Raw genomic sequence first — 22,234 nt, 5'->3', positions numbered from 1 at the left:
TGATCCGTCCCTTCTTTAATTATTTAACAGCACCATCTGTAACACCCTTGATAATCCATTTTTGAGCAAATAGATAGAAGAGAATAACAGGAATGATGGAAATAGTAATACCAGCCAAAGCCAAGTGCCATTGTTTAGTATATTCACCAAAGAAATTAAACATCTGAAGTGGAATTGTATATTGAGCTTGTGGCAATACTAGTGATGGCAATAGATAATCGTTCCAGATAGCAATGATATTAAGAATTGCTACGGTAACTGTGATGGGACTGAGCATTGGGAAGATTACTTTAGTAAAGATCTGCCAACGACTAGCTCCTTCAAGTTCAGCTGATTCATCCATTGCAATAGGAATACTTGCCAAAGTACCTTGATACAAGAAGACTGATAAACTACAGTCAAAACCTAGGTACATGATGACCAAGCCCCACATATTTAGAAAATGCACAGCACCAAAGTTAGCTGTCAATGGAATCATAACTGATTGGAAAGGAATCAACATAGCTGAGATGAAGAGCATTAATAACCCACTGCTCAACTTACTATGATTTCTTTGCAAAGCATATGCAGCCATTGAAGAAGCTAAGATAATCAATAGAACACTACAGATAGTAATAATTAATGAATTAGTCAAGGATGTAATGAAATCCAAAGCCTTGAACGAATTAACATAATTGGCACCTGTACTTGGATGTGGCAATGAGAGAACTGAAGCGAAGATCCCTTTTGGCGTTTTAAATGAGTTTGTTACGATCAAGTAAAATGGAAACAACCATAAAATACCTAGTAAGAGCCCAACGATACCAATAACTTTTTTACTAGTCTTACCCATTAGAGATCCTCCTCTCTCTTACGGTTATAAGCAACTTGGACTAAGGAAATAGCAGCAACAATAACGAAGAATACAATGGCCTTTGCTTCTGACAATGAGAAGTTGGCTGAATTGTAAGCCGTATTAACAATATCCATTGCTAACATTTGTGTTGAATTGTAAGGACCACCATTTGTTAATGACAAGTTTTGATCATAAATCTTAAAACCGTTTGATAATGTTAAAAACATGCAAACTGTAAATGCTGGAGCAATCATTGGGAACGTAATCTTAGTGAAACGTTGCCATGCTGAAGCTCCGTCAATCTTTGCTGCTTCAATAATTTCATTAGGGATATTTTGTAAGTATGCAATATAAATGATCATAATATAACCACTCATTTGCCAGACAGTAACGATAACTAATCCCCAAAAACCAGTTGTTTCATTCGTCAACCAGTTCTGAAGCCAATTCATATGTAAAGCATCACCTAAAGCTTGAAAACCTTGTGTGAAAATGAATTGCCAGATGAAACCTAAAATTAAACCACCAATCATATTTGGCATAAAGAAAACAGTACGTAAGAAATTATTTCCCTTAAATTTTTGTGTAACTAATAATGCTAAGCCCAAGCCTATTACGTTCAGCATAATGACAGTGACAATTACAAACCCCACTGTAAACCAAAAGGCGTTAATAAACGCCTTATCGTGGAACAATGTTATGTAATTTTGAAATCCTACCATCTTGGTAAAAGTCAAACCGTCCCAATTAGTAAATGAATAAAACAATCCTTCAATTACCGGAATAAATACTACCAAAGCTAACGCAACGAGGGTTGGTGTTAAAAACAACCAAAACGAAAGACTTCTATTTTTCATATTCATTGCCCTCTTTTGTTACTTTTTACTTATTTTGTTGTTTAGCCCAACCGTCGGTCATATTCTTAACGGTCTTATCCCAGCTTTGTTTGCCAGATAAGTACTTTTGTAGATTTGGTTGTGCAACATCTGGATCCCATGAAGTACCTGTGTAACCTGGGAATGCCCAGCCAGTTGTTTGATGCTTTTGTGAGTAATTGAAGACTACTGATGTCAAAGGATCACTCATCTTGTAGTTATCATAACCCTTGTATGCAGGTACAAAGTGCAATGTATTAACAACGTCCTTCTTACCAGCTTTAGATGTGTATAGCCAATCTAAGAAGTTCTTAGCAGCTTTTTGTTCTGCTGTAGATTTTTGACTATTAACAGCCCAATAAAGTGATGTACCAACTGGTAATTTACCTTCTTCACCAGGTACAGGAATAGGAATCATACCAATATCGTTCTTAGCAAAGTTCTTATCAATACCTTCAACTGTAGGATAGATCCAGTCACCTTGTTGAATCATAGCGGCTTTTCCTTGTGAGAAGTATTGGTTAACTTGTGCGGAATAATCCATTTGCATAACTGGCTTGATTGAATAATCTTTTTGTAAATCAAGCATAGTCTTCATATCAGCATTCTTTGAAAATGCCATCTTCTTTGACTTGTAAAGTTTCAAAGCATTGCCATTGTAGTCTTGAGCTACATAAGGGTTAAGCAAGTGATCAGACATGATCCAAGCTTCCTTACCAGGTAATGCAAAGACGCCTTTAATACCTAATTGTTCCTTTTGTGAATCCAATTGCTTAACAGCTGCTTCTAATTTGTCGACTGTTGTTAAACTGTTTGGATCAATTCCAGCCTTTTCAAAGACTTTCTTGTTATAGACAAATCCATAACCTTCAACGTTAAATGGTAAACCAACGATCTTACCACCAGTCTTAACAGCATCCAAAGTTCCTGGTTGAGCTGCCTTAGCTGCTTTAGTATCTGACAAGTCGGCTTCGTGTGCCTTAAATTGTTGTACATCAGCTGGACCAGCCAAACTAAAGATTGTTGGTGCATTACCAGATGAAATTCTAGTCTTCAAAACTGGATCGTATTGAGTACCGCCACCGATTGATGTAACTTCGATTTTTACATGTGGATGACTCTTTTCATACTCTTTAGCAATTTGTTTAAATTGCTTATTATTTTCAACCTTTCCTTGAAGAATTGTGATTTTTACATCCTTGCCTGAGGATGAACTGTTACTGCAAGCTGCCAGCGTAAATGCTGCGCCAGCTGCTAATGCAACAACTGCGACACGTTTTCCTAAACGCTTCCAGAAGTTCTTCTTCATTACCAAAGCCCCCTATAAAAATATAAGTTTTTTATTACAATTTCCATTATTGTTCGAAAGCGCCTACTTTGCAACCGCTTTCTCAATGTTACCGATAACACGTTTCAAAATTGTCCAAAAAAAGAGTAGTCAATTCACAAACGAATCAACTACTCTTTTATGCTATAAATGCCTATGCATTAGTCTTTCCCTGAATAATAATAGGATCATAATCCAGCGTTACAAGGCCATCTTGTACATGAATCAGTGAATTATTGATCATATTTGTGTAACTATCGCTTGGTAAAGCTACTGGCACTTCAGCTGACATTCCCTTCAAACTAAAGATACCAATTCTAATCAATTCGCCCAAACGATAAGTTACTTCAATTACATCATTTTCAATAGGTGTCACTTTATAAGCACCCTTTACTTGAATATCATCTTGGCTAAGCTGATGCATCTTTAACATCAAAACACTCAAGTTCATCTTAGGATCATCCCAATTAAGTTTATCTTGATCAAATAAACTAGGGGTATGTTGCATACCTACTTCTTGACCTGCATAAACTAGCGTTGACCCTTGTTGAAATTCTGAAAAGGCAGTCCAATTATAAACATCATTTTCATTAATAAAAAGTGCGTGTGCTCTTGGTTGATCATGATTCTCCAAAGCGCGCATCTTAATATAATTAGCAGGATAAATTACTCCCTGAGTATTTAAGGCCTCAACATACTTTTTCAAAGGTATATCGCCCTTAACATAACTTCTCCAAATTGAATCAATATCATAATCGTAAGTCATATCAAAAGCACTGTATAATTCCGAATCAGATGAAGCGTGATAACCCTTCTCGGCTAAAGCTTTAATATAATCCTTACTTGTTGATTCAGCCAGCCAAATTGTTTTAGGATTTACCTTTGCTACTTCTTTTCGAGCTTCTTTCCAAAATTCGATTGGAACTTGAGGAGCCACGTCACATCTGAAGCCATCAACAATTTTAGCAAAACGTTTTAAAGTTTCTATTTGATAATTCCACAAAGCTTTGTGGGTATAGTCTAATTCGGCAACATCAGTCCAATCTTCATTCTTATTCTTCAAATTGCCGTCACGATCACGCAAGAACCACTCTGGGTGAACCTGGAGCAAGACTGAATCACGAGACGTATGATTATAGACAATATCTAACATTACCTTCATACCGTGATCATGAATTGCCTCTACCAAATGTAAAAAGTCCTGCCAAGTCCCCAATTTAGGATCTATCGCACGATAACCCTTAATCGAATATGGCGAGCCTAACTTTCCTTTACGATCTTTGCGTCCGATAGGAAAAATTGGCATGAGCCAAATACAATCCGTTCCTAATTCCTTGATTCGATCTAAATCAGGTTCAAGTGCTTTGAGTGTTCCTTTTTTTGTATGATTTCTTACGAAAATGCTGTAAATCTGCATCTTTCTTAACTTAATATCCGTTTGACTTGCCATTTTTCCTACCCCTCTATCTTTTTGATTCCAAAGCACAGCATCCCCAAGGACTTAATTCTATTGTTGAAGCCGTTATTTTTACACCATCGTTAGCTAACACCTTTTGCCATTTAGCCTTAGGCAAATCGAAAATTTGCTTTTGATCGGAAAAATTGGCCACTACTAAGCCTTGTTTACTTGCTGTCATTCTTAAGTATGCATAAATCTTTGGATTAGTTATTAAAAGTTGATAGTTGCCCACTGTAAAACAGGCATGCTTTTTCAACTGTAATAGTTCTCTATAAAAAGCCATGATACTTTCTGGCTGTTGCATTTCCTGATCAACATTTGTAGCATCAGTAAGCGCCCAATTCCAAGGTTTAACTTTCGAAAAGCCACGATATTTAGAAGAGTCCCATTGCATAGGACCACGAGCCGTCATTTCATCTTGATCGTTCAACAATTGCAAAATTTGGGAATCAGGCATTGATTTAGAACGAAGCTGTCTGATTAAGTCAATTGCTCTTTGATCAGTGAAATCTGAAACTTGTTTATACTTTAGACCATGCATTCCTATTTCCTCTCCATAATAAATCACGGGTACTCCTCGTTGCAAAAATAAGAGCATTGCCAACAGTTTAGTAATCTGATTTGTTTGGATTGGTAAGTTCAATCGATCTAACACTCGGCTAATATCATGATTGCCCCATGTTAAAGTAGGTAAACTGATATCCGCCAAAACGCTTTCCCAAGTCACATAAGTTTCTTTCAGAACATCTAAAGATAACTTCCGTGGTTGAAAGAACTTTGGAATATCTGGATTGCTATCATCATACACTTCACCATAATTGTCGGAATTGACCACTACGTCACAGCAGTTACCATCAGGTCTTGTATATTCGGCCGCATCTCGAACCTTTGCCGAGGATGCCTCACCAAATATAAATGCATCTGGTTTAACCGCCTTTATTTCTTTAATAAAACTAGCCAGATAATCTTTAACAGCCGGCAACTTAGCATAAAAAGTATCATCAATTGGAAAATCTGCGCCAGTAAGCAAAGAATTTTGATCTAGATTAGCTTTAGCAATGTGAATAAAAGCATCCAATCGAAATCCATCAACTCCCTTTTCTAACCAAAACTTAGCTATATCAGCCATCGATTTTTGGACTTCCGGATTTTTCCAATTTAAATCTGGCATTCTTTTATCAAATAAGTGAAAATAATATCCTTTAGAATTTTGAGGTGATTTTTCCCAAACGCTGCCGCCAAAAAATGATCCCCAATTATTAGGCTCATGTCCATTAACTTGATCGTGCCAAATATAATAGTCCTTAAAAATACTATTTTTATTATTGATTGCATCTTTAAACCAAGGATGTTGATCCGAAGTGTGATTAATTGGTAAATCTAATATGATATGTAAATTTAACTGATGGGCCTTCGCCATTAATTTTGAAAAATCATCCATATTCCCTAAAACAGGATCAATTGCAAAATAATTTGAAACATCATAACCATTATCAATTTGGGGTGAAACAAAGATAGGATTCAACCATATTGTATTAAAGCCCATATCTTTAATGTAATTCAAATGTTTGATAATCCCCTTTAAATCACCAATTCCATCATCATTTGTATCTTGAAAACTCTTAGGATAAATTTGATAAACAATTGCCTTATTATACCAATTCACAATAGTTGCCCCCTTGTGTAAACCCTTACACACCAGTATAAAAAAGTAAGCCCTACCTAAGCAAGGCTATCTCTGATGTTATCGGTAACATATTTAAGAGCGCAAAGTCCCGCCCAAACTAATTTTAGGCTCAAAAATCAGGGAACCCTGACTTTGATTGCTATCGATTTTATCCAGCAAATTTTCACCACAGGCACTTCCCATTTCAATAATAGACTGTTTAATAGTAGTAATCTTGGGTGAAGCGACCTGATTTAAAAAGACTCCATCAAATCCTGTAACTCCAAATCCTTCAGGAATTTTACCGCCACGACGCACAATACCTCGTTCAACTCCAATTGCTAAACGATCGGAGGCACATATAAAGGCAGTATTTTGAGTTATCTTATTCCAATTATCATATACGAACTGTTCTGCTAAATGACTATGATTTTCAAAACGATGCAATTCCGGTACCATTCTTTTTTCTTGAACCTGCTGCAAATAACCCGATTCACGAGAATACTCAAAAGATTCCTTACTATCGATCCCGACATAGATTAATCGTTCATATCCCTTCTTCAGGGCTAATTGTGCTAATAAATAAGTTCCCGCCTTATTATTAGTATCAACGTAATCTAAGCCATAACGATTTTCGCCAAAAATAATAACCGGTTTCTTGAGTTTTTTGATCCATTCGACATCTTGTTCACGCATCCCAGTAATTACGTACCCATCGCAATTACCTATATCAAAATTTTTACGTGTAACCAACTGTAATGAGTATTGATGCAAATCTAAAGTCTTAGCAATCCCCAACATCAAATTCATATAATATGGCTCAGTTGTATCAATATCTTCTAAAATACAGAGCTTTATAATTCTAGTACTCTTGTCCACCAATGCTTTAGCAATCATATTGGGATGATAATCCAATTCTCGCATAGCTTGATAAACTAATTGCTTTAACTCATCAGTAACTTTATCAGGATGATTAATTACCCGTGACACAGTCATTTTAGAAACATTGGCTTTTTTTGCCACATCAACCAAAGTCGTCATGTCCTATCCCCTCCATATACCACAAAGACATTATAACAATGATTAAGCCCTTACAACTTTAATTTTATAAATTTATATTTTTCATTTTGTCATGTTTATAAAACTATATTAATTATATTTAAAAATATCAAAGTATGCTATTTGTTTGAACATATCTTAAAATGAGCGTATTTATTTAGACAAATCATATTCTAATTTATAGGGGGTCGTTATTTATGCTTATTTATCTTATAGCTGCTACGATTTTTATGATCCAATGTTGGCTCATGTATTACACGTACTTTTTAAACAAACCAAAATTAAAACCCGCTTCTGTCCTACCCCATGATAATAAAGAGTTTTTCTATTTTATTTTAATACCCTGCTTAAATGAAGGAAAAGTAATTAAAAATACCCTTCAAAAGCTTGTGAATTTAAAAGGACAAAAGCAAATTATAGTAATTGATGATGACTCAATTGACGACACTTTAATTCAAGTTAAAGCCGTTTCAGGACCTATTAGCATTTTACAAAGGTATTTGCCAAATGCTAGAACCGGTAAAGGAGATTCTTTAAATAATGCTATACCCTTAATCAAACATCTTATTAAAGAAAAGCATCTTCAGCCTCAAAACTGTATTGTTGGCGTTATTGATGCCGATGGCGTTTTGAGTAACAACAGCATTTATCAATTAAATAGATTGTTTGCCAATCACCGTACCGATGCAGTCCAATTACGTATTAAAATGAAACAGCCATTAACTGTTCTTCAAACGTTTCAAGACATTGAATTCTTTACTATTAACCGCCTCACGCAATTGATCCGTCAAAGATTACATGCAGTTGCATTATGTGGCAACGGCCAGTTCTTTCGCTTTTCATCAGTCCATCAAAAATTAGGATTAAAACCTTGGGGCAACGCTTTATTGGAGGATTATGAATTAACTTTAAAATTTGAATTACGTGGTCTGAATATTAGATATCTCGATGAAGCATACGTTACCCAAGAAGCACTGGTAAAATTTAAAGATTTAATTCTCCAACGAGCTCGTTGGTCTCAAGGAGGATTTAACTGCTGGCATTATCTTCAAAAGATTATTCATTCTCGAGAAATGTTAATTTCCCAAAAATTCGATACTTATTTCTTCCTAGTTCAACCATTAATCAATATTTTAGCCGACTTCAGTATTCTTTATCTAACTATCAAATTTATATTTAAATTTGAATTCCATCCTGAATTTTTCATAATAACTTCAATCTTTTTGTCCTTGATCGGTATGATCTTTGGAACCTGTTTTACGATAATTTATCGACATGAATTACGCCTAGTTACTCAAACAAAAATAGACAGTATGGAATCAAATCTACAAAATCAAACCATGTCTGTTCGTAAATCGATCCTTACTGTCGGTATTTTATCCTATATATATTTAGTTCTATTCTTTAGTCTATTAATTTCGGGATATCATGAAATAATTGGTCAACGAGTATGGAATAAAACCAGTCGCCTTTAAAATCATTGATTTTTATTTAAAATCCAAATAATAATTAAACTAATTGCTAAAGATACAATTATTAATTCTACTAAATATCGCGGTATAAAAATGTTCACTAAAATCTGTTTAAAAAAACCACTTATTTTCATTCTTACCACTCCTTTTGCCCTGCATTATTGCATGGAGTTTCAAGAGTAGCAAAAGAACCGTCCATACATAATGGACGGTTCTTTTGTAGGTTTGGACAATAGCAATTTCATTAAAACAAAGCCTAAATTAGCTATTTTGATTACTTGAATAAAATACCGTTTCTTCTCAATGAAATTCCTTTTTTACGCTTCAATGTTCTCATCACGTTCTTTGCTAATATCTCACTTAATAAGCACATTATATCGTGCTGTTTTCACACGATTAGTTGTAAAAATGCTTTTTTTCAATATATTATTGTGTGCATTATTTGCACATGATAATATTAGTACATAGAATCTAAGGAGGCTCTATCATGAGTAAATTAACACCACCCTCCATGGATATTGGTAGTAGAGTCAGCAATTTACGTCTAAAAAACAAAATCAGTCAAGAGGAACTAGCTAAACGCTTAAATGTTGATCGCAGCTCAATAAGTCGCTTAGAAAATGGAAAACGGAAGGTTTCTACAGATGAGTTAACAATACTTTCCAAGTTCTTTAATAAATCTTCAGATTATTTTTTAGGAATAGATCAAACTTCTAAATGTATCTCCCCAAAAGATTCAATTGATCTAAAAACACTTTTAGATGGCAACTTAAATACAAATATGAATTATGACGGCGATAATCTAACTCGTGAGCAAGCTGAACGCCTAAAGCTTGCTATGACGCAAATATTTTGGGAAAAACGTCAAAAAGAAAGGAAGAGAACTGAAAAATATGGTACTGACAAATAATCTTATAAACTCTTTTTTACAGCCGGAAGAAATTCTGAAACTCTCGATTCTTTTGTGGAAAGAGGCCGATTATCATAGAAGAAAATAGTCATTTTCCTAATATATGTGCTGATTTGAGAGATTAATATGGAGAAAATACTGTCAAATCAAAAAGTTAAATCTGGATATTATTTTGTAATTATACTTGCAGGTATTTTATCACTGGTAACCTTGTTCTTAGGATTCGTTCATGGAATTGATATAAATAAACCGCCATTTCTTTATATAGATGATTTAACTCTAACAATTTTTACAATTGATTATCTTGGAAGACTTGCCTATTCAAAAAATAAATGGAACTTTTTCACACATAATATTGTTGATTTATTAGCAATTATTCCATTCAACTCAATATTCTCAACATTTCGTGTCTTTAGAATGTTCAGGATATTGAGGGTACTACGGTTATCCAGAGTATTCATGTTCATTAGATTTATTGGAGTATCAGGAAAATTTAGAAAGAATATTCTAAAGTTCTTAAAGATTAACGGACTTGTTTATTTAATAGTAATAAGCATACTAGCACTAATTATTTCGGCCATTCTTTATTCACTATCTGAGGGAATATCTTTGAGCGATTCGCTTTGGTGGGCTATCGTTACTGCTACTACAGTTGGGTACGGTGATATATCACCACACACTTTAATTGGTCGTATTGCATCAATTATTCTCATGTTTGTTGGTGTAGGCTTCATTGGAACTCTTACAAGTTCTATTAGTTCCTATTTTATTCAAAATCATTCATCCGATAATGATAATAGTGATGAAATACTGTCCAAACTAAATGATCTTACAAAAGAAAATAAATCACTTCACGAAGATATTCAAAAATTAGAATCAAAAATTGACCGTATGAATGAAAACTAGGAATCATGAATCTGAAATTGAATTTTTTTTATTTTAATTTTTAACTGTTAAATTAGGTTTTATAAACGTCCAACATACGGATGACGCTAAAAGCTGTTATAGGGGGAATTATGAAAAACAAACAATTACTACTATTATTAACCATCATATTAGGGATCGCTTTAATTAGTTTAAGAACCACATCAGTATCTGCCAGTACAACATCTGATTTTAAGGCCAACAGTAATGACGATACATATCTTGCCATGAACAAAAAAATCCTTGGATCTAAGCATGTAACAAAACTCCAAACCATGCCAAACGGATACAAAATCATTGGTATTAAGGGCTATAAATTCAATAATGAAAAGCAGTATTTAACTTTTATGCAGAATGAATATAAAATCATAAAGGCTGCTAAAAATTACTCTGTCGCTGGGATTGGTTTTGCTCAAATGACTTTTGATCATCAATTTATGGCAACCTATAAAATAAATAAAGCAGCCAACTTAAAAATTGGAAATAAATATTTGAAAAAATATCCTAATTCACTTTTAAAAGCATCTACCAGCTTCTATGTTGATTCGTTATTTCAACAACATGCTAAGGGTCTTAATCTTTATCAAGTAAAAAAAGATGGTCCCCAAAATGACGATGGTAATAATAATACTGAAATTATTATGAATATGTAATTCGGTGCCAAAAAATTTAGAACTATAACTACATTCAAGATAGAGATTTTATTATGATTATCAAACTACTTGGCTGGGCCTTAGTACTTGTTGTTATCGTAGCAATCGTGGGCTTTATCAGCAATTCAAAACAATTTGGAACAAGTTTTTTAACTAAAAAAATGGGTGTTTATATTATTGCATTGCTTCTTGGTTTATATATTGCATTGTTCTAAATAGAATATCTTAAGTAATGATTAAAGCAATCAATTATTTTCTGAATTCTAGAAATAAATTTTATGATTCCAAAAAGATTAGAACAAAAAAGACTCCCATATCATATGATATAGGAGCCTTTTTACATACCGCTACACTTACCTGCATAACGGTGCATTATAGCTACGGAGTCAACATAACTATTGCATGTACTTTTTTTATTTGATAAATACCACTGGCATCTATCGTGTATAATTATCACTGCTGACAAGTTAAATGTAAATAACTAATCGTATTTATAACTGAAACGTTAGTTTCATATTACAAAATTGTAAGATACTTTAAATCTGCAGAAACTGGAGTAATAAATTCATGAATTTCACTAATCAAATAATCTTAAACATTGCTAGTCTTTCTATTGCAGTCATACTTATCGTGGGCGTGACTTTAATATCCATTGCCCTTTTCAAAATTCATCGTGTTCTAAAACAACGTAACTATTTATTGCAACAAACAAGCCGACCATATATCTTTTGTCAAAAAAATCAAAATCGGTTAGAAATACGAAATATTGGACAAACGCCTGCCATTATTGATTCAATAACTGGTTTAAGTTCAGATTCAGTCCATGGTCAGTTTATCTATCAGGGACAAATAATTTTTTATTCTTTAAATAATAATTCGGCTTCAACTAACATAGCAATTAATTATCATGATCAATTCAACAATTATCAAGGCAATTTTGAAATCTCAAACTAACAATTTAAACTTATCAATAGATTGATCCAGACCCTTTTCAGCTTACCTACTTACAAACCTTACAAAACCGTTAGGACAAAAGCTCCTCGCTCTATGCTATTATTTCCAAGTGAACTATGGAGGGCAATATGGGTAAAAAAATTTGGGTAAGCTTTATAATAATTATTATTTTATTAATACCATTGTTTGGTTACGAATTCTGGTACGTTCCTAATTATTCTGGCGATGACTACTATACTTTTGTAGGTAATTCCTATAAAGAAATTATTGAAAAAGATGATTCGGGCAACGACTACCGTGAATACTATTACAATCAAAAATCCTATGATAAAAATGGCAATGAAAAATTACTCAAATTTAATAGTACCCTAGGGCGTCCAATTAAAGCTAACAACTACCTAAAAGTTACCTATAATGACAAACATCAACAGGTTATATCGTGGCAAAAAGTAGAGAAAACTAATGTGCCACGAAAATCCTTAGAACAAATCCTAAAATAAATGAAAAAACAGCCAATGACTATAATATAAAAAGTCATTGGCTGTTTCTGTTTTTAGTATTTAAAATGAAGAACTATATTATTTAAAATATTCTTTAGCAAAGTTAATAGTATTATCAGCGTACTTGTTCCCAGCGACTTTCATTGATTCAGCATGACCTGCACCCTGGACTATCCATAATTTCTTAGGTCCTTGAGCATAATTATAATTTTTATAAGCGTTCTTTGTGGGCACAAATGTATCTTTGGAACCATGAATTACATAAAGCGGTACTTTACTCTTCTTCAAAGTCTCCTTAGTGCTAGCCTGATAAAAATTATAACCAGCTAATACATCAGCGTACAAACTAGCCGTTGGTACAATAGGAAAACTTGGCAAACCAAACATTTCTTTTAACTGATAATCTAATTCTCCAGAAATGGTCGAATAACCACAATCCTCAATTGCAAATCGGACATTCTTAGGTTGTTCACCTAACGTATACATAACGGTGGCAGCCCCCATGCTGACGCCGAACAGTCCAATTTGTGAATTCGAACCAATCCTTCGATTGACTAATTTAATCCAGTTTAATAAATCCGTTCGATCTTTCCAACCATACCCAGCATACTTTCCTTGACTCATTCCAAAGGAACGATTATCTGGAGCTAGAACGTTATAGCCAGCGTTATGAAACATCTTGACATAGGAACCCATGTACTTACTAGCACTTCCATAACCATGCACTACAACGACCGTTTTATTGGTCTTATGAGTAGCTGGTAAATAACGTGCCTTCAGTTTAAGATGATCTTTGGTAGTCTGTTCCCAAGTCGTTTGTTTTTGATCAACGAACCACTTATCATTCTTACTCATATGGCCCTTAGTTTGACTGCTATAACCACTCTTGCTGAAAGCATAATTAAACATATAGCCCCCAGCCGCTATATCGCCTATTAAGGCCACTCCTACCACAACTAAAAGAATTACTTTAAGATACTTTTTCAATTTCATAATCTACCCTACTTAAAATTACTATTATCTTTAGACAATAATCATAAGCTAATTGGCAAATCAATTGCAACTAAATAAATTAAGCTTGTTCTTGTGACAATTTCTCATCACGAATACGATTTTCAGTAGCATCTTTATGGAACCAGTGAATATGTGAATCAAAGAATGCAATCATATCGTTCATAAAGTACATAATGTATGTTAGGAATAATACTGGACTGGCATCACCTTGTGTAGCTGTAACGCCCCAAAGAATAATTGACATAACGCCTTGAACAGTCCAGAAATAATATTGTTCACGGAAACGCAATGTACATAGAAGAGCGCCGGTAAATCCAATAGCTGCAGAAACTGAATCAATAACTGGACGTGGACTGATGAATAGATGTGTATCCATTAAATAAAGTAGTCCCCATGCTACAAAAAAGAATACAGCTGTCAAAAGCCACTTAACACCTGTCAAACCATGGATATGCTTTTCGGCATCTTTAGCCCATTGTGGACTGATTAAAACAGGAATATCTAGTAAAACAATGTAACTTAATTGAAGAACAACATCTGAGAAGTTCTTAGCATTGATAGCAACATAAATATAAATAAGTGCGGAAACCAATCCCAAAACACCATTTAATGGCTTAGCATTTGTAATAGCTACAGTACATGTAAAACCTAAAGTACCAGCTAACCATGTCCAGATTGCAATACCGGTAATTGAATGTGACAAAGTTGATGCTGTAATTGCTCCCAAACCAAACATCAATAGCATGTAACTTCTGAAACTCCAATGTTTCATCTGTTCAACATACCATTTTGGATTAAAAATACTCATTTGAATCTTCTCCTCTTAGATCAAAAACAAAATATATATTGTGGTAATTATATTTTGAATCAACCGTAATTTATTTATCCCTCAAATTGAATTTATGAAAAATATCAATTTAACCGACAGCTAAAATCATACCACCAATTCGATTAATTTTGGTAATGACAATTTCAATCATACGGACAGCATATCGGTGTAAAGCGCTTTACTTGCCTGCTATATGGGTAATTTATCATTTGATACAATATATAGATTTTTTTCTTTTGTAATTACTATATATTGTTATAACGAACAAGAACTTTTTTAACAAATCATCATATCAGGGTAAAACTAAAAAATCCTTCCATATTTAGAGATGAATCTTTATCCTCATCAATAAACATAGAAAGACTATTATAAGTTCCTTAATTATTATTATTAAATTTTACCAACTAATTTACCACTAGGTTTTATAGTTTTTTCACCAGGATGCCAGTTAGCAGGACAAACGTCGTCGCCATTCTCCTCAACAAATTGAGCAGCTTGTAAAGTTCTCAAAATTTCCTGAGCATTACGGCCGATCCCCATAGCATTAATAGTATAAGACTTAATAATTCCTTCAGGATCAATAATAAAGACCCCTCGATAGGCTTGGCCGCTTTCTTCATCCAAAATATTAAAGAAATCAGTTAATTGATGCTTTTGATCGGATAACATCGGATACTCTACTTTACCAATTGTCTTAGTAGTTTGTGCCCAAGACATATGAGCAAACTGGCTATCAACTGAAACTGAATAAATCTCTGCGTTAGCAGCCTTAAAATCATCATAAGCATCTTCCAAGTCACTCAACTCAGTTGGACAAACAAACGAGAAATCAGCTGGATAAAAGAAAAGTATAGACCACTTACCTAGTAAGTCATTCTTGCTAACCGTCTTTAATTCGCCTTTTTGATATGCATTAACATTGAAATCTGGTATTTCTTTATTAATATAGTTCATCTTATTAGGCCTCCCTAAGTTATATTTTAATTGTATCTCATTTTTTCTATAATTCCAATAGAATACTCATTCATAAAGAGTTTGATTTTAAATTATCAGCAATTTGTGACACAATGTATTTATTATATTGCGAAGGATTTGATTTTATGACTTACGAGGAACAATTGTCTGCTATTAAAGACTATTCATATCAAAAAATGAGAACGGACGCTACTGGTCATAATTTTGATCATATTGAAAGAGTTGTTAAAACAGCTAAAAAAATTTTAACGACTGAATCTGCTGATCCTTTAATAACTTTGGCTGCTGCCTATTTACATGATGTCGCAGATGACAAATTAGTAGCTGACCCCGCTGCATTGGAACTTGAAATCAAAGATTTCTTAAAAGAAATTGATTTTACTACCGAACAGATATCTGAAGTTATTTTCATCACACATAATTTATCCTTTAGCAAATCGCTCAGTAATAATCCCCCTGAATTGCCATTAGCTGGTCAAATAGTTCAGGATGCTGATCGACTAGATGCCATTGGCGCTATTGGAATTACAAGGGCAATTTATTATGGTGGCGCTCATTCAGAAACTATTTATGACACCAATATTAAACCTCGTCAAAATATGAATAAATCTGAATATAGAAATCTTAAAAATGAAACAATCATCAATCATTTTTATGAAAAATTATTGAAATTGGCTGCTATGATGAATACTCCTACCGCTAAAAAAATTGCTGCAGGGCGTCAGCAGTATATGATCAATTTTCTTGATGAATTTAAAAACGAATGGGATATTAATAGATAAACTTTGAAAGGAAGCAATTATTTTGGTTTCATATGAAGAACAAGACAAACAATATTATGATCACATTATTAGAAATTTAAAGAATCGTGGTGTTGAGTTAAAAGACATTGCAGAAATTGTTATTTTCTTGGAAAAGGACTATGTTCCCGGGTTAGATGAAGAAGTTTCAATATATGCCATCAACAAGGTTCTCCATAAACGTGAGGCTCAAAACGCTATCATGACCGGAATCGAATTAGATGTTTTGGCTGAAAAGAATTTATTGTCGGCTCCAATGCAAAGAATTATGAAGACAGATGAATCAACTTATGGTATTGATGAAAATCTGGCCATTACTTTAGCCAGTCTCTATGGTTCCGTTTCTGTTACCAACTATGGTTATGTCGATAAATTAAAACACGGTATCTTAGGTAAGCTAAATGACAAATCAACTGGTAAAATAAATGTCTTTTTGGATGATCTAGTAGGAGCAATAGCTGCTGCCGCTTGTGGATGGCTAGCTCACAATGAACGTGAAGTTAAACGACTTTTAGCTAAAGAAAACTAACTTGCAATCAATAAAAAAAGATCAGTACGATGACTTTTAAAAGTCATGTACTGATCTTTTTTATACTCAATTTAAACTACGATTAAGATATTAATATCACTGTGCTCAGAAACATAACGTGTTACTGAACCGACAAAAACTCGAGTAAAAGCACTTGTACCTGTCTTACCCATTACAATCAAATCAATATCGTTTTCCTTAGGGAATCTAGTCAATTGTTCTCTTGGTTCACCATCTAACAGTTGAACTTGGTAAGTTAATCCTTTTTCTTTTACTAAATCGACAGCCTTTTTCAAATCTTTTTTAGCACTTTCCTGCAAATCCTTAGTTAACCCAGGTGCGTAAGAAACGCCAACATTCATTGGCAAATTTGCTGTATTGACTACCGATACTAAATATAGTTCTGATCCAAACTGTTTAGCTAAATCAATTGCCGAATTTAAAGCATTATAGGCACTTTGACTACCATCGATTGCTACAAGAATTTTTTTATACATAAGCTAATACCCCCTTGCTTATACTTATAACTAAATTTTACCAATTTAATGTAAATTATGTTACTTATTAGCTAATTAAACATCCTTATATTTGTTATACTGAAAATGGATAATAAATAACTTTTAGGGGAATAGTTATTATGCAAGCCAATCGTCGACTGGAACTTATTGAACAAGAGTGTCAAATTAGAACTAATCTCAAGCAAATTCAATTTACACATTATTTTTCCAATCAATTTATGGAGAAGAATACCCAATTTTTCAGTATTGAAGAGTTTCTAGAAAGCTTAGGAGTAACTAGTCAAGCAACGTTGGAAAATTTATCTATTAATAATTGGGATCAAAAAGTTCAACAATCAACTATCTTTACCTCTTGGCAAGAAATGTTAAATCAAGCTGGCAATGAGTACTCCATTAATAATTCATTGTAAATTATTATTGAATTTACTAAAAAAGCTTCTGCAAAATTAATATAAACACTAATGGCCTTCTTCACAATGGTCATTAGTGCTTATTTGTTGTAATCCCACAATATTACTTAATTTTATAACCGTCCAATTATCATTACTCCATTATAAACATTTAAACCAATTACAAAAACAACTACTAATTTATAAAGCCACAGTACAAATTTATTGGAGACTCTACTACTGATAGTTGATCCTAAATATCCACCTATCAACGCCGAAATCAAAATAAAGGGCAATAAATGAAGATCAATTGGCAATTTATGAATCGAGGGAACCAAAGAAACTAATTTCATGAATTGAGAAAAGAATATTGAGGCAATAGAATAAATAGCTGCCTTTTTAGCATCAAAGTTAAAGACAAAAATCAATAAAGCTACATTTATTGGTCCACCGCCAATACCTAAAAAAGTTGATAGTGTTCCTAGAAATACTCCACTTAACAAAAATAAACTTGTTTTCGTCTGTTTTGAAAATACCCAACCGCTATTTTGGGAATATATCAATGCCAATAACAAACTAAGGATGACAATAACTATTTGAATTAAATTGACGGCTGCATCGTTTTTTAATTCCGCTTTTAAAAACATAAATAGCCAATCTCCCAGCTTGCCACCAAAAAGCGATCCACCTGAAAGATAGAGTATTTCTGTCCAGCTGATTTTCACATTATTTCCCTTAGTATTTTTTAAGGTAGAAACTATCGACATAATAAAAACAGCAAAACTTGAATAAAAATTTATAGCCACTAACGGGTCAGTGCTAAAAGCATCCAAAATTGGTTTTATTATGACGCCTCCCCCCATCCCCGAAATAGCTCCGATGGTATTTGAAGAAATAATTATTACCATATATATAATTATTTTTTCCATAACATACCTCTCAACAGGATTATAAAAAAATTTTTCTACTATTATAAGTAACTGATTATTTTTCTATTGGATAACGATAAGGTACATGTGCCATCTGAGGTACTTGATTCCACGCTACCGGATAACCTGCGCCATGAGCACAGAAAACTGAATCCGGCGTATTTTTTAAGTCAGAAACAGGATCATAATTAGTCTTCTCAATAATTTTTTTTGCATTATGACAAGGGCGATAGCCATCCACAATACATTCCAAATGACCCTGACCATGAGTATAGGCGTTAACTTCTTGTGCGTAGCCTTGCATTTCTGAAACTGGTGCTGTTCCAGTCAATGTAGTCAATTCGCCTTCAGAAGTATTAACTACTTCAGGTGTTTCAAAACTTCCGTGCATCTGTTGCACATCATTCATAGCACGCCCCACTTGATCTTGTGTCAATTCCAAGCGAAAACGATACCAAGGTTCTAATAACTGGCAGGCTTGTATTTTTTTCAGCATCATTAAACCTTGTCGAACTGCTCGCCAGGTTGCTTCTCGAAAATCTCCTCCGACTGAATGAACATTGCTTGCCTTTCCACCAATTAAGCTGATTTTCATATCAGTTATAGGAGCGCCAATCAAAACGCCTAAATGTTCTTTTGATCCTAAGTTGCTCAAAACTTGATGCTGCCAATTGCTTGCAAGAATATCCAAGTTACAATCAGCCTCAAAGGTTAAACCACTATTAGCCAAAGCTGGTTCTAACAACAAATGTACTTCTGAATAATGTCGTAAAGGTTCAAAGTGACCAACTCCTTCAACTTTTTGAGTAATTGTTTCCTTATAAAGGATACTTCCCTTTCCAAAAGCTACATCTAAATTAAATCTTTGTAGCAAAAGTTGCTGAATAACCTCTAATTGAACCTCTCCCATAATCTGTATTCGAATTTCTTCTAAGTGATTGGACCACGAAACATGTAATTGCGGATCTTCATCTTCCAATTGTCGTAAAGCAGTTAGACAAGTATGAATATCATTTTTCTTAGGATCAACCGCATAATTCAAGATTGGTTGTAAAGTTGGATCGGCTGAATCAGTTTGATTACCCAATCCTTGTCCTGGATATGTATCAATCAAACCAGTAACTGCACAAACTCCGCCTGAAGAAACTTTTTGGCGCAATTCATATTTAGAACCATCATAGATTCGCAATTGATTAGCCTTTTGATCTTTAATTAAAATTTTTTTATTGGGTAAAGTTCCGTTAGTTACTCGAAGCCACGTTAATCTTTCATTATTTTCGTCATGAGATATTTTAAAAACTTTGGCCCCAAATTCAGTTTCATATTCATTTTCTTGGGTCCATTTAGAAAATCCTGCTAAAAAATCGTCGATTCCTGAAACTTTTAAAGCCGATCCAAAATAACAAGGAAATATTTGACGCTCTTTAATCATTTTACGAATAACATTATCAGCCAATTTACCAGTATCTAAAAAATTTTCTAAAACTTCATCGTTTTGCATTGCTATCTCTTCATATGACCCTGCAGATATTTTTTCGTTATCAAAGGCAATACAGCCAGGTGATAAAATTGATTGGATCTGTTCAATAACTTTTGCCTGATCAACTCCATTTGCGTCCATTTTATTGACAAAAATGAACGTAGGAACTTGATAGCGTTTCAATAAACGCCAAAGCGTTCTTGTATAACCTTGGACCCCATCGATTGCTGAAATAACCAAGATCGCATAATCCAAAACATCCATGACTTGTTCAGTCTGTGAAGCAAAATCAACGTGTCCTGGAGTGTCCAAAAGTGTTAAGTCTAAATCATTGAATTGCAAATTAGCTTGATGAGAAAAAATCGTAATGCCTCGTTTTTTCTCTAATGCATCAGGATCTAAAAAGGCATTGCCCTTATCTACTCGACCTAATTCTCTTAATTCGCCAGCCCGATAAAGCAAAGCTTCTGATAATGTGGTTTTGCCAGCATCGACGTGAGCCACAATGCCCGTTACGATTTTTTTCATATTTGCCCCTTTCAACAATGAATCATCGATAAATAGTTTATCATATGCGCAAGAATAGCATGTTAATAAAAGATTCTTTGATATAATTATATTTATACAAAGGTTTTTAGGAGGAAATAAATATGAAAAAAAGTCTCATTTCTGGGGTGTTAACTTCAGCCCTTTTATTAGTAGGTTCTATCTTCCCTACAGTTGCAAGTGCTAATACCACAACCCTCGGAAAAATAAATTATGGTACCCAAGGTGCGGTTACTACCAATCAGGTTGCTTACCTAAAAGGTTTGAATGAAAACATTCTATATAACATAACTAATCGTGCTTTATCGCCCAATAGCTCATGGTATTTCGACAGAACTATTTCCGGTAATGACGGATTCACATATTATCGCGTAGCTACGAATGAATGGGTCAGCTCTAATTACTTAACTACTAATACATTCAAAACATCAACTACCCCTTCCACTTCTGTTGATACGCCTACTGTCGATACAACTACCAGTAAAGGTTGGATCATTGGTAACTCTCTTTCAAAGATTTATCATGTTCCTGGGCAACAAAGCTACAATATAAAATCTAGCCATGCTGTTTACTTTAGTTCTGAACAAGATGCCATCAATGCTGGCTATCAAAAATCTAAACGCTAAAATATTTTTAATGAAACGAACTTTCCCCGTTAGTGCTATATTACAGTTAAAACATCTTACTAATGGGATTGATAAAAAATGAAAAAATTTCATAAATTTTTACATTCGAACAGCTATTATTTAGTAATTGTTTTAGCCGGGCTAGCTTCATTAATGATTTTGGTTCTCAATTATATACCCGGTTTTAACGTTACCAGATCGCCTTATATTGAAATCGATATTATCACACTTTTAATCTTTGCCTTTGATTATTTTGGCAGACTTTATTTAGCTAAAAATAAATCACGATTCTTTCGTCATAACATCGTAGATTTGCTAGCTATTCTACCATTCAACACTATTTTTAATGCCTTTAGAATTTTTCGCGTTATGAATGTCATTCGCTTTGCTAAAGTATTTACTTTAATTAGATTCGTTGGTACTGCCGGTAAACTGCAAAAGAACGCTAAAAAGTTCTTCAAAATAAACGGTTTTATTTATCTGATCATTATTTGGGGAATTGTCTTAATAACTGCAGCTATCACTTACTCTTTGGCCGAAGACGTTTCACTAAGCAATTCTTTTTGGTGGGCAATTGTTACTGCCTCAACTGTTGGATATGGCGATGTCGCTCCTAAAACACTAGCGGGTCGTCTGGCTGCTATTTCCCTTATGATTATTGGAATTGGCTTTATCGGTACGTTAACTAGTACTATTACTAGTTACGTAACGAGTGAGAATACTATTAAAAGCGATGATAAGCTGGATAAAATTATCCTTAAGCTTGATAATCTTGAAAAAGATAACCATAAATTGCGACAAGAAATCGAACGTCTAAAGGAAAATCAGCATCATGAAAAAAATTAATATATCATTCAAAAACGTTTTCATATAATTTTTTTAAAAAAAGCACTACTTTTTTATTAGTATTGTAATATAATAAGCTTGTTAGAAGAAACCCAAAATATGCAATAAACGTATCTAAA

Annotated in this window: 24 protein-coding genes; 12 read left to right on the top strand and 12 right to left on the bottom strand. The window is 33.7% G+C overall.

Annotated elements, in window-relative coordinates; genetic code table 11:
* Positions 1–19: 19 nt before the first annotated feature.
* The 6 genes from FD26_RS02310 to FD26_RS02285 all read right to left on the bottom strand — a co-directional run bounded on the left by FD26_RS02310 (position 20) and on the right by FD26_RS02285 (position 7,203).
* A complete protein-coding gene (locus FD26_RS02310; protein ID WP_057866825.1) occupies positions 20–832 on the bottom strand; it encodes a carbohydrate ABC transporter permease in 813 nt (270 codons plus the stop codon).
* On the bottom strand, positions 832–1,692 hold the full coding sequence (locus tag FD26_RS02305; RefSeq protein WP_057866824.1) for a carbohydrate ABC transporter permease: 861 nt from the start codon (positions 1,690–1,692) through the stop codon (positions 832–834). The genes FD26_RS02310 and FD26_RS02305 overlap by 1 nt, the downstream gene beginning before the upstream one ends.
* Positions 1,693–1,717: 25 nt before the next feature.
* A complete protein-coding gene (locus FD26_RS02300; RefSeq protein ID WP_057866823.1) occupies positions 1,718–3,019 on the bottom strand; it encodes an ABC transporter substrate-binding protein in 1,302 nt (433 codons plus the stop codon).
* A gap of 172 nt (positions 3,020–3,191) precedes the next feature.
* Positions 3,192–4,487: an alpha-amylase family glycosyl hydrolase gene (locus tag FD26_RS02295; protein ID WP_057866822.1), complete on the bottom strand. Its 1,296-nt coding sequence runs from the start codon at positions 4,485–4,487 to the stop codon at positions 3,192–3,194.
* Between the two features lie 13 nt (positions 4,488–4,500).
* Positions 4,501–6,162, bottom strand: coding sequence for a glycoside hydrolase family 13 protein (locus FD26_RS02290; protein ID WP_057866821.1), 1,662 nt, complete (start codon positions 6,160–6,162; stop codon positions 4,501–4,503).
* A gap of 93 nt (positions 6,163–6,255) precedes the next feature.
* On the bottom strand, positions 6,256–7,203 hold the full coding sequence (locus tag FD26_RS02285; protein ID WP_057866820.1) for a LacI family DNA-binding transcriptional regulator: 948 nt from the start codon (positions 7,201–7,203) through the stop codon (positions 6,256–6,258).
* A 215-nt stretch (positions 7,204–7,418) separates the two neighbouring features.
* Here FD26_RS02285 and FD26_RS02280 point away from each other — a divergent pair, with 215 nt between their 5' ends.
* The 7 genes from FD26_RS02280 (at position 7,419) to FD26_RS02255 (ending at position 12,634) form a co-directional block, all read left to right on the top strand.
* Positions 7,419–8,696: a glycosyltransferase family 2 protein gene (locus FD26_RS02280; protein WP_057866819.1), complete on the top strand. Its 1,278-nt coding sequence runs from the start codon at positions 7,419–7,421 to the stop codon at positions 8,694–8,696.
* Between the two features lie 484 nt (positions 8,697–9,180).
* Complete coding sequence (locus FD26_RS02275) at positions 9,181–9,603, top strand: helix-turn-helix domain-containing protein (RefSeq protein WP_057866818.1); 423 nt, start codon at positions 9,181–9,183, stop codon at positions 9,601–9,603.
* A gap of 126 nt (positions 9,604–9,729) precedes the next feature.
* Entirely contained in the window at positions 9,730–10,509 is a 780-nt protein-coding gene (locus FD26_RS02270; RefSeq protein ID WP_057866817.1) for a potassium channel family protein, read from the top strand.
* Between the two features lie 110 nt (positions 10,510–10,619).
* Positions 10,620–11,180: a hypothetical protein gene (locus tag FD26_RS02265; protein WP_057866816.1), complete on the top strand. Its 561-nt coding sequence runs from the start codon at positions 10,620–10,622 to the stop codon at positions 11,178–11,180.
* 53 nt (positions 11,181–11,233) lie between these two features.
* Positions 11,234–11,395 carry a hypothetical protein gene (locus FD26_RS11010; protein WP_156401759.1) on the top strand — a complete coding sequence of 54 codons (162 nt, stop codon included), beginning with the start codon at positions 11,234–11,236 and terminating at the stop codon, positions 11,393–11,395.
* Between the two features lie 352 nt (positions 11,396–11,747).
* A complete protein-coding gene (locus tag FD26_RS02260; protein WP_057866815.1) occupies positions 11,748–12,134 on the top strand; it encodes a hypothetical protein in 387 nt (128 codons plus the stop codon).
* A 128-nt stretch (positions 12,135–12,262) separates the two neighbouring features.
* Positions 12,263–12,634, top strand: a complete 372-nt coding sequence (locus tag FD26_RS02255) for a YxeA family protein (RefSeq protein ID WP_057866814.1) — start codon at positions 12,263–12,265, stop codon at positions 12,632–12,634.
* 78 nt (positions 12,635–12,712) lie between these two features.
* Here FD26_RS02255 and FD26_RS02250 read toward each other — a convergent pair whose 3' ends face one another.
* From FD26_RS02250 to FD26_RS02240, 3 genes are all read right to left on the bottom strand, one after another.
* Complete coding sequence (locus tag FD26_RS02250; RefSeq protein ID WP_057866813.1) at positions 12,713–13,627, bottom strand: alpha/beta hydrolase; 915 nt, start codon at positions 13,625–13,627, stop codon at positions 12,713–12,715.
* 79 nt (positions 13,628–13,706) lie between these two features.
* The gene (gene pnuC / locus FD26_RS02245) at positions 13,707–14,456 is read right to left on the bottom strand and encodes a nicotinamide riboside transporter PnuC (RefSeq protein ID WP_057866812.1); all 750 of its coding nucleotides are present in this window, start codon (positions 14,454–14,456) and stop codon (positions 13,707–13,709) included.
* Positions 14,457–14,867: 411 nt separating this feature from the next.
* Positions 14,868–15,431 carry a peroxiredoxin gene (locus FD26_RS02240; RefSeq protein WP_057866811.1) on the bottom strand — a complete coding sequence of 188 codons (564 nt, stop codon included), beginning with the start codon at positions 15,429–15,431 and terminating at the stop codon, positions 14,868–14,870.
* Between the two features lie 146 nt (positions 15,432–15,577).
* Here FD26_RS02240 and FD26_RS02235 point away from each other — a divergent pair, with 146 nt between their 5' ends.
* Together FD26_RS02235 and FD26_RS02230 are read left to right on the top strand one after the other, a co-directional pair.
* A complete protein-coding gene (locus tag FD26_RS02235) occupies positions 15,578–16,234 on the top strand; it encodes an HD domain-containing protein (protein WP_057866810.1) in 657 nt (218 codons plus the stop codon).
* Positions 16,235–16,256: 22 nt separating this feature from the next.
* Complete coding sequence (locus FD26_RS02230) at positions 16,257–16,781, top strand: phosphatidylglycerophosphatase A family protein (protein WP_057866809.1); 525 nt, start codon at positions 16,257–16,259, stop codon at positions 16,779–16,781.
* A 71-nt stretch (positions 16,782–16,852) separates the two neighbouring features.
* On the opposite strand, the gene FD26_RS02225 is transcribed toward FD26_RS02230, so the two are convergent.
* Positions 16,853–17,278 (bottom strand): universal stress protein, encoded by a 426-nt coding sequence (locus tag FD26_RS02225; protein ID WP_057866808.1) that lies wholly within the window; start codon positions 17,276–17,278, stop codon positions 16,853–16,855.
* Positions 17,279–17,418: 140 nt separating this feature from the next.
* Here FD26_RS02225 and FD26_RS02220 point away from each other — a divergent pair, with 140 nt between their 5' ends.
* Positions 17,419–17,709 (top strand): hypothetical protein, encoded by a 291-nt coding sequence (locus tag FD26_RS02220; RefSeq protein WP_057866807.1) that lies wholly within the window; start codon positions 17,419–17,421, stop codon positions 17,707–17,709.
* Positions 17,710–17,822: 113 nt separating this feature from the next.
* On the opposite strand, the gene FD26_RS02215 is transcribed toward FD26_RS02220, so the two are convergent.
* The gene (locus tag FD26_RS02215; protein WP_057866806.1) at positions 17,823–18,617 is read right to left on the bottom strand and encodes a sulfite exporter TauE/SafE family protein; all 795 of its coding nucleotides are present in this window, start codon (positions 18,615–18,617) and stop codon (positions 17,823–17,825) included.
* A 55-nt stretch (positions 18,618–18,672) separates the two neighbouring features.
* Positions 18,673–20,625 (bottom strand): elongation factor G, encoded by a 1,953-nt coding sequence (locus FD26_RS02210; protein WP_057866805.1) that lies wholly within the window; start codon positions 20,623–20,625, stop codon positions 18,673–18,675.
* 122 nt (positions 20,626–20,747) lie between these two features.
* Here FD26_RS02210 and FD26_RS02205 point away from each other — a divergent pair, with 122 nt between their 5' ends.
* On the top strand, positions 20,748–21,269 hold the full coding sequence (locus tag FD26_RS02205; RefSeq protein ID WP_057866804.1) for a sunset domain-containing protein: 522 nt from the start codon (positions 20,748–20,750) through the stop codon (positions 21,267–21,269).
* A 78-nt stretch (positions 21,270–21,347) separates the two neighbouring features.
* Entirely contained in the window at positions 21,348–22,115 is a 768-nt protein-coding gene (locus tag FD26_RS02200; protein WP_057866803.1) for an ion channel, read from the top strand.
* Positions 22,116–22,234: the final 119 nt, after the last annotated feature.

The organism is Companilactobacillus crustorum JCM 15951, from assembly GCF_001434585.1.
In the GTDB taxonomy this organism is placed as follows: Bacteria; Bacillota; Bacilli; order Lactobacillales; family Lactobacillaceae; genus Companilactobacillus; species Companilactobacillus crustorum.
The sequence above is the reverse complement of the archived record's forward strand: the minus strand, read 5'-3'. Positions and strand labels throughout refer to the sequence as shown.

What these genes read in the sequence shown, in the direction of transcription:
- FD26_RS02275 (WP_057866818.1), top strand. Translation starts at nt 9,181, where the DNA reads ATGAGTAAATTAACACCACCCTCCATGGATATTGGTAGTAGAGTCAGC.
- FD26_RS02280 (WP_057866819.1), top strand. Translation starts at nt 7,419, where the DNA reads ATGCTTATTTATCTTATAGCTGCTACGATTTTTATGATCCAATGTTGG.
- FD26_RS02270 (WP_057866817.1), top strand. Translation starts at nt 9,730, where the DNA reads ATGGAGAAAATACTGTCAAATCAAAAAGTTAAATCTGGATATTATTTT.
- FD26_RS02210 (WP_057866805.1), bottom strand. Translation starts at nt 20,625, where the DNA reads ATGAAAAAAATCGTAACGGGCATTGTGGCTCACGTCGATGCTGGCAAA.
- FD26_RS02215 (WP_057866806.1), bottom strand. Translation starts at nt 18,617, where the DNA reads ATGGAAAAAATAATTATATATATGGTAATAATTATTTCTTCAAATACC.
- FD26_RS02285 (WP_057866820.1), bottom strand. Translation starts at nt 7,203, where the DNA reads ATGACGACTTTGGTTGATGTGGCAAAAAAAGCCAATGTTTCTAAAATG.
- FD26_RS02250 (WP_057866813.1), bottom strand. Translation starts at nt 13,627, where the DNA reads ATGAAATTGAAAAAGTATCTTAAAGTAATTCTTTTAGTTGTGGTAGGA.
- FD26_RS11010 (WP_156401759.1), top strand. Translation starts at nt 11,234, where the DNA reads ATGATTATCAAACTACTTGGCTGGGCCTTAGTACTTGTTGTTATCGTA.
- FD26_RS02200 (WP_057866803.1), top strand. Translation starts at nt 21,348, where the DNA reads ATGAAAAAATTTCATAAATTTTTACATTCGAACAGCTATTATTTAGTA.
- FD26_RS02265 (WP_057866816.1), top strand. Translation starts at nt 10,620, where the DNA reads ATGAAAAACAAACAATTACTACTATTATTAACCATCATATTAGGGATC.
- FD26_RS02255 (WP_057866814.1), top strand. Translation starts at nt 12,263, where the DNA reads ATGGGTAAAAAAATTTGGGTAAGCTTTATAATAATTATTATTTTATTA.
- FD26_RS02225 (WP_057866808.1), bottom strand. Translation starts at nt 17,278, where the DNA reads ATGTATAAAAAAATTCTTGTAGCAATCGATGGTAGTCAAAGTGCCTAT.
- FD26_RS02260 (WP_057866815.1), top strand. Translation starts at nt 11,748, where the DNA reads ATGAATTTCACTAATCAAATAATCTTAAACATTGCTAGTCTTTCTATT.
- FD26_RS02295 (WP_057866822.1), bottom strand. Translation starts at nt 4,487, where the DNA reads ATGGCAAGTCAAACGGATATTAAGTTAAGAAAGATGCAGATTTACAGC.
- FD26_RS02240 (WP_057866811.1), bottom strand. Translation starts at nt 15,431, where the DNA reads ATGAACTATATTAATAAAGAAATACCAGATTTCAATGTTAATGCATAT.
- FD26_RS02235 (WP_057866810.1), top strand. Translation starts at nt 15,578, where the DNA reads ATGACTTACGAGGAACAATTGTCTGCTATTAAAGACTATTCATATCAA.
- FD26_RS02310 (WP_057866825.1), bottom strand. Translation starts at nt 832, where the DNA reads ATGGGTAAGACTAGTAAAAAAGTTATTGGTATCGTTGGGCTCTTACTA.
- FD26_RS02305 (WP_057866824.1), bottom strand. Translation starts at nt 1,692, where the DNA reads ATGAAAAATAGAAGTCTTTCGTTTTGGTTGTTTTTAACACCAACCCTC.
- FD26_RS02300 (WP_057866823.1), bottom strand. Translation starts at nt 3,019, where the DNA reads ATGAAGAAGAACTTCTGGAAGCGTTTAGGAAAACGTGTCGCAGTTGTT.
- pnuC (WP_057866812.1), bottom strand. Translation starts at nt 14,456, where the DNA reads ATGAGTATTTTTAATCCAAAATGGTATGTTGAACAGATGAAACATTGG.
- FD26_RS02205 (WP_057866804.1), top strand. Translation starts at nt 20,748, where the DNA reads ATGAAAAAAAGTCTCATTTCTGGGGTGTTAACTTCAGCCCTTTTATTA.
- FD26_RS02220 (WP_057866807.1), top strand. Translation starts at nt 17,419, where the DNA reads ATGCAAGCCAATCGTCGACTGGAACTTATTGAACAAGAGTGTCAAATT.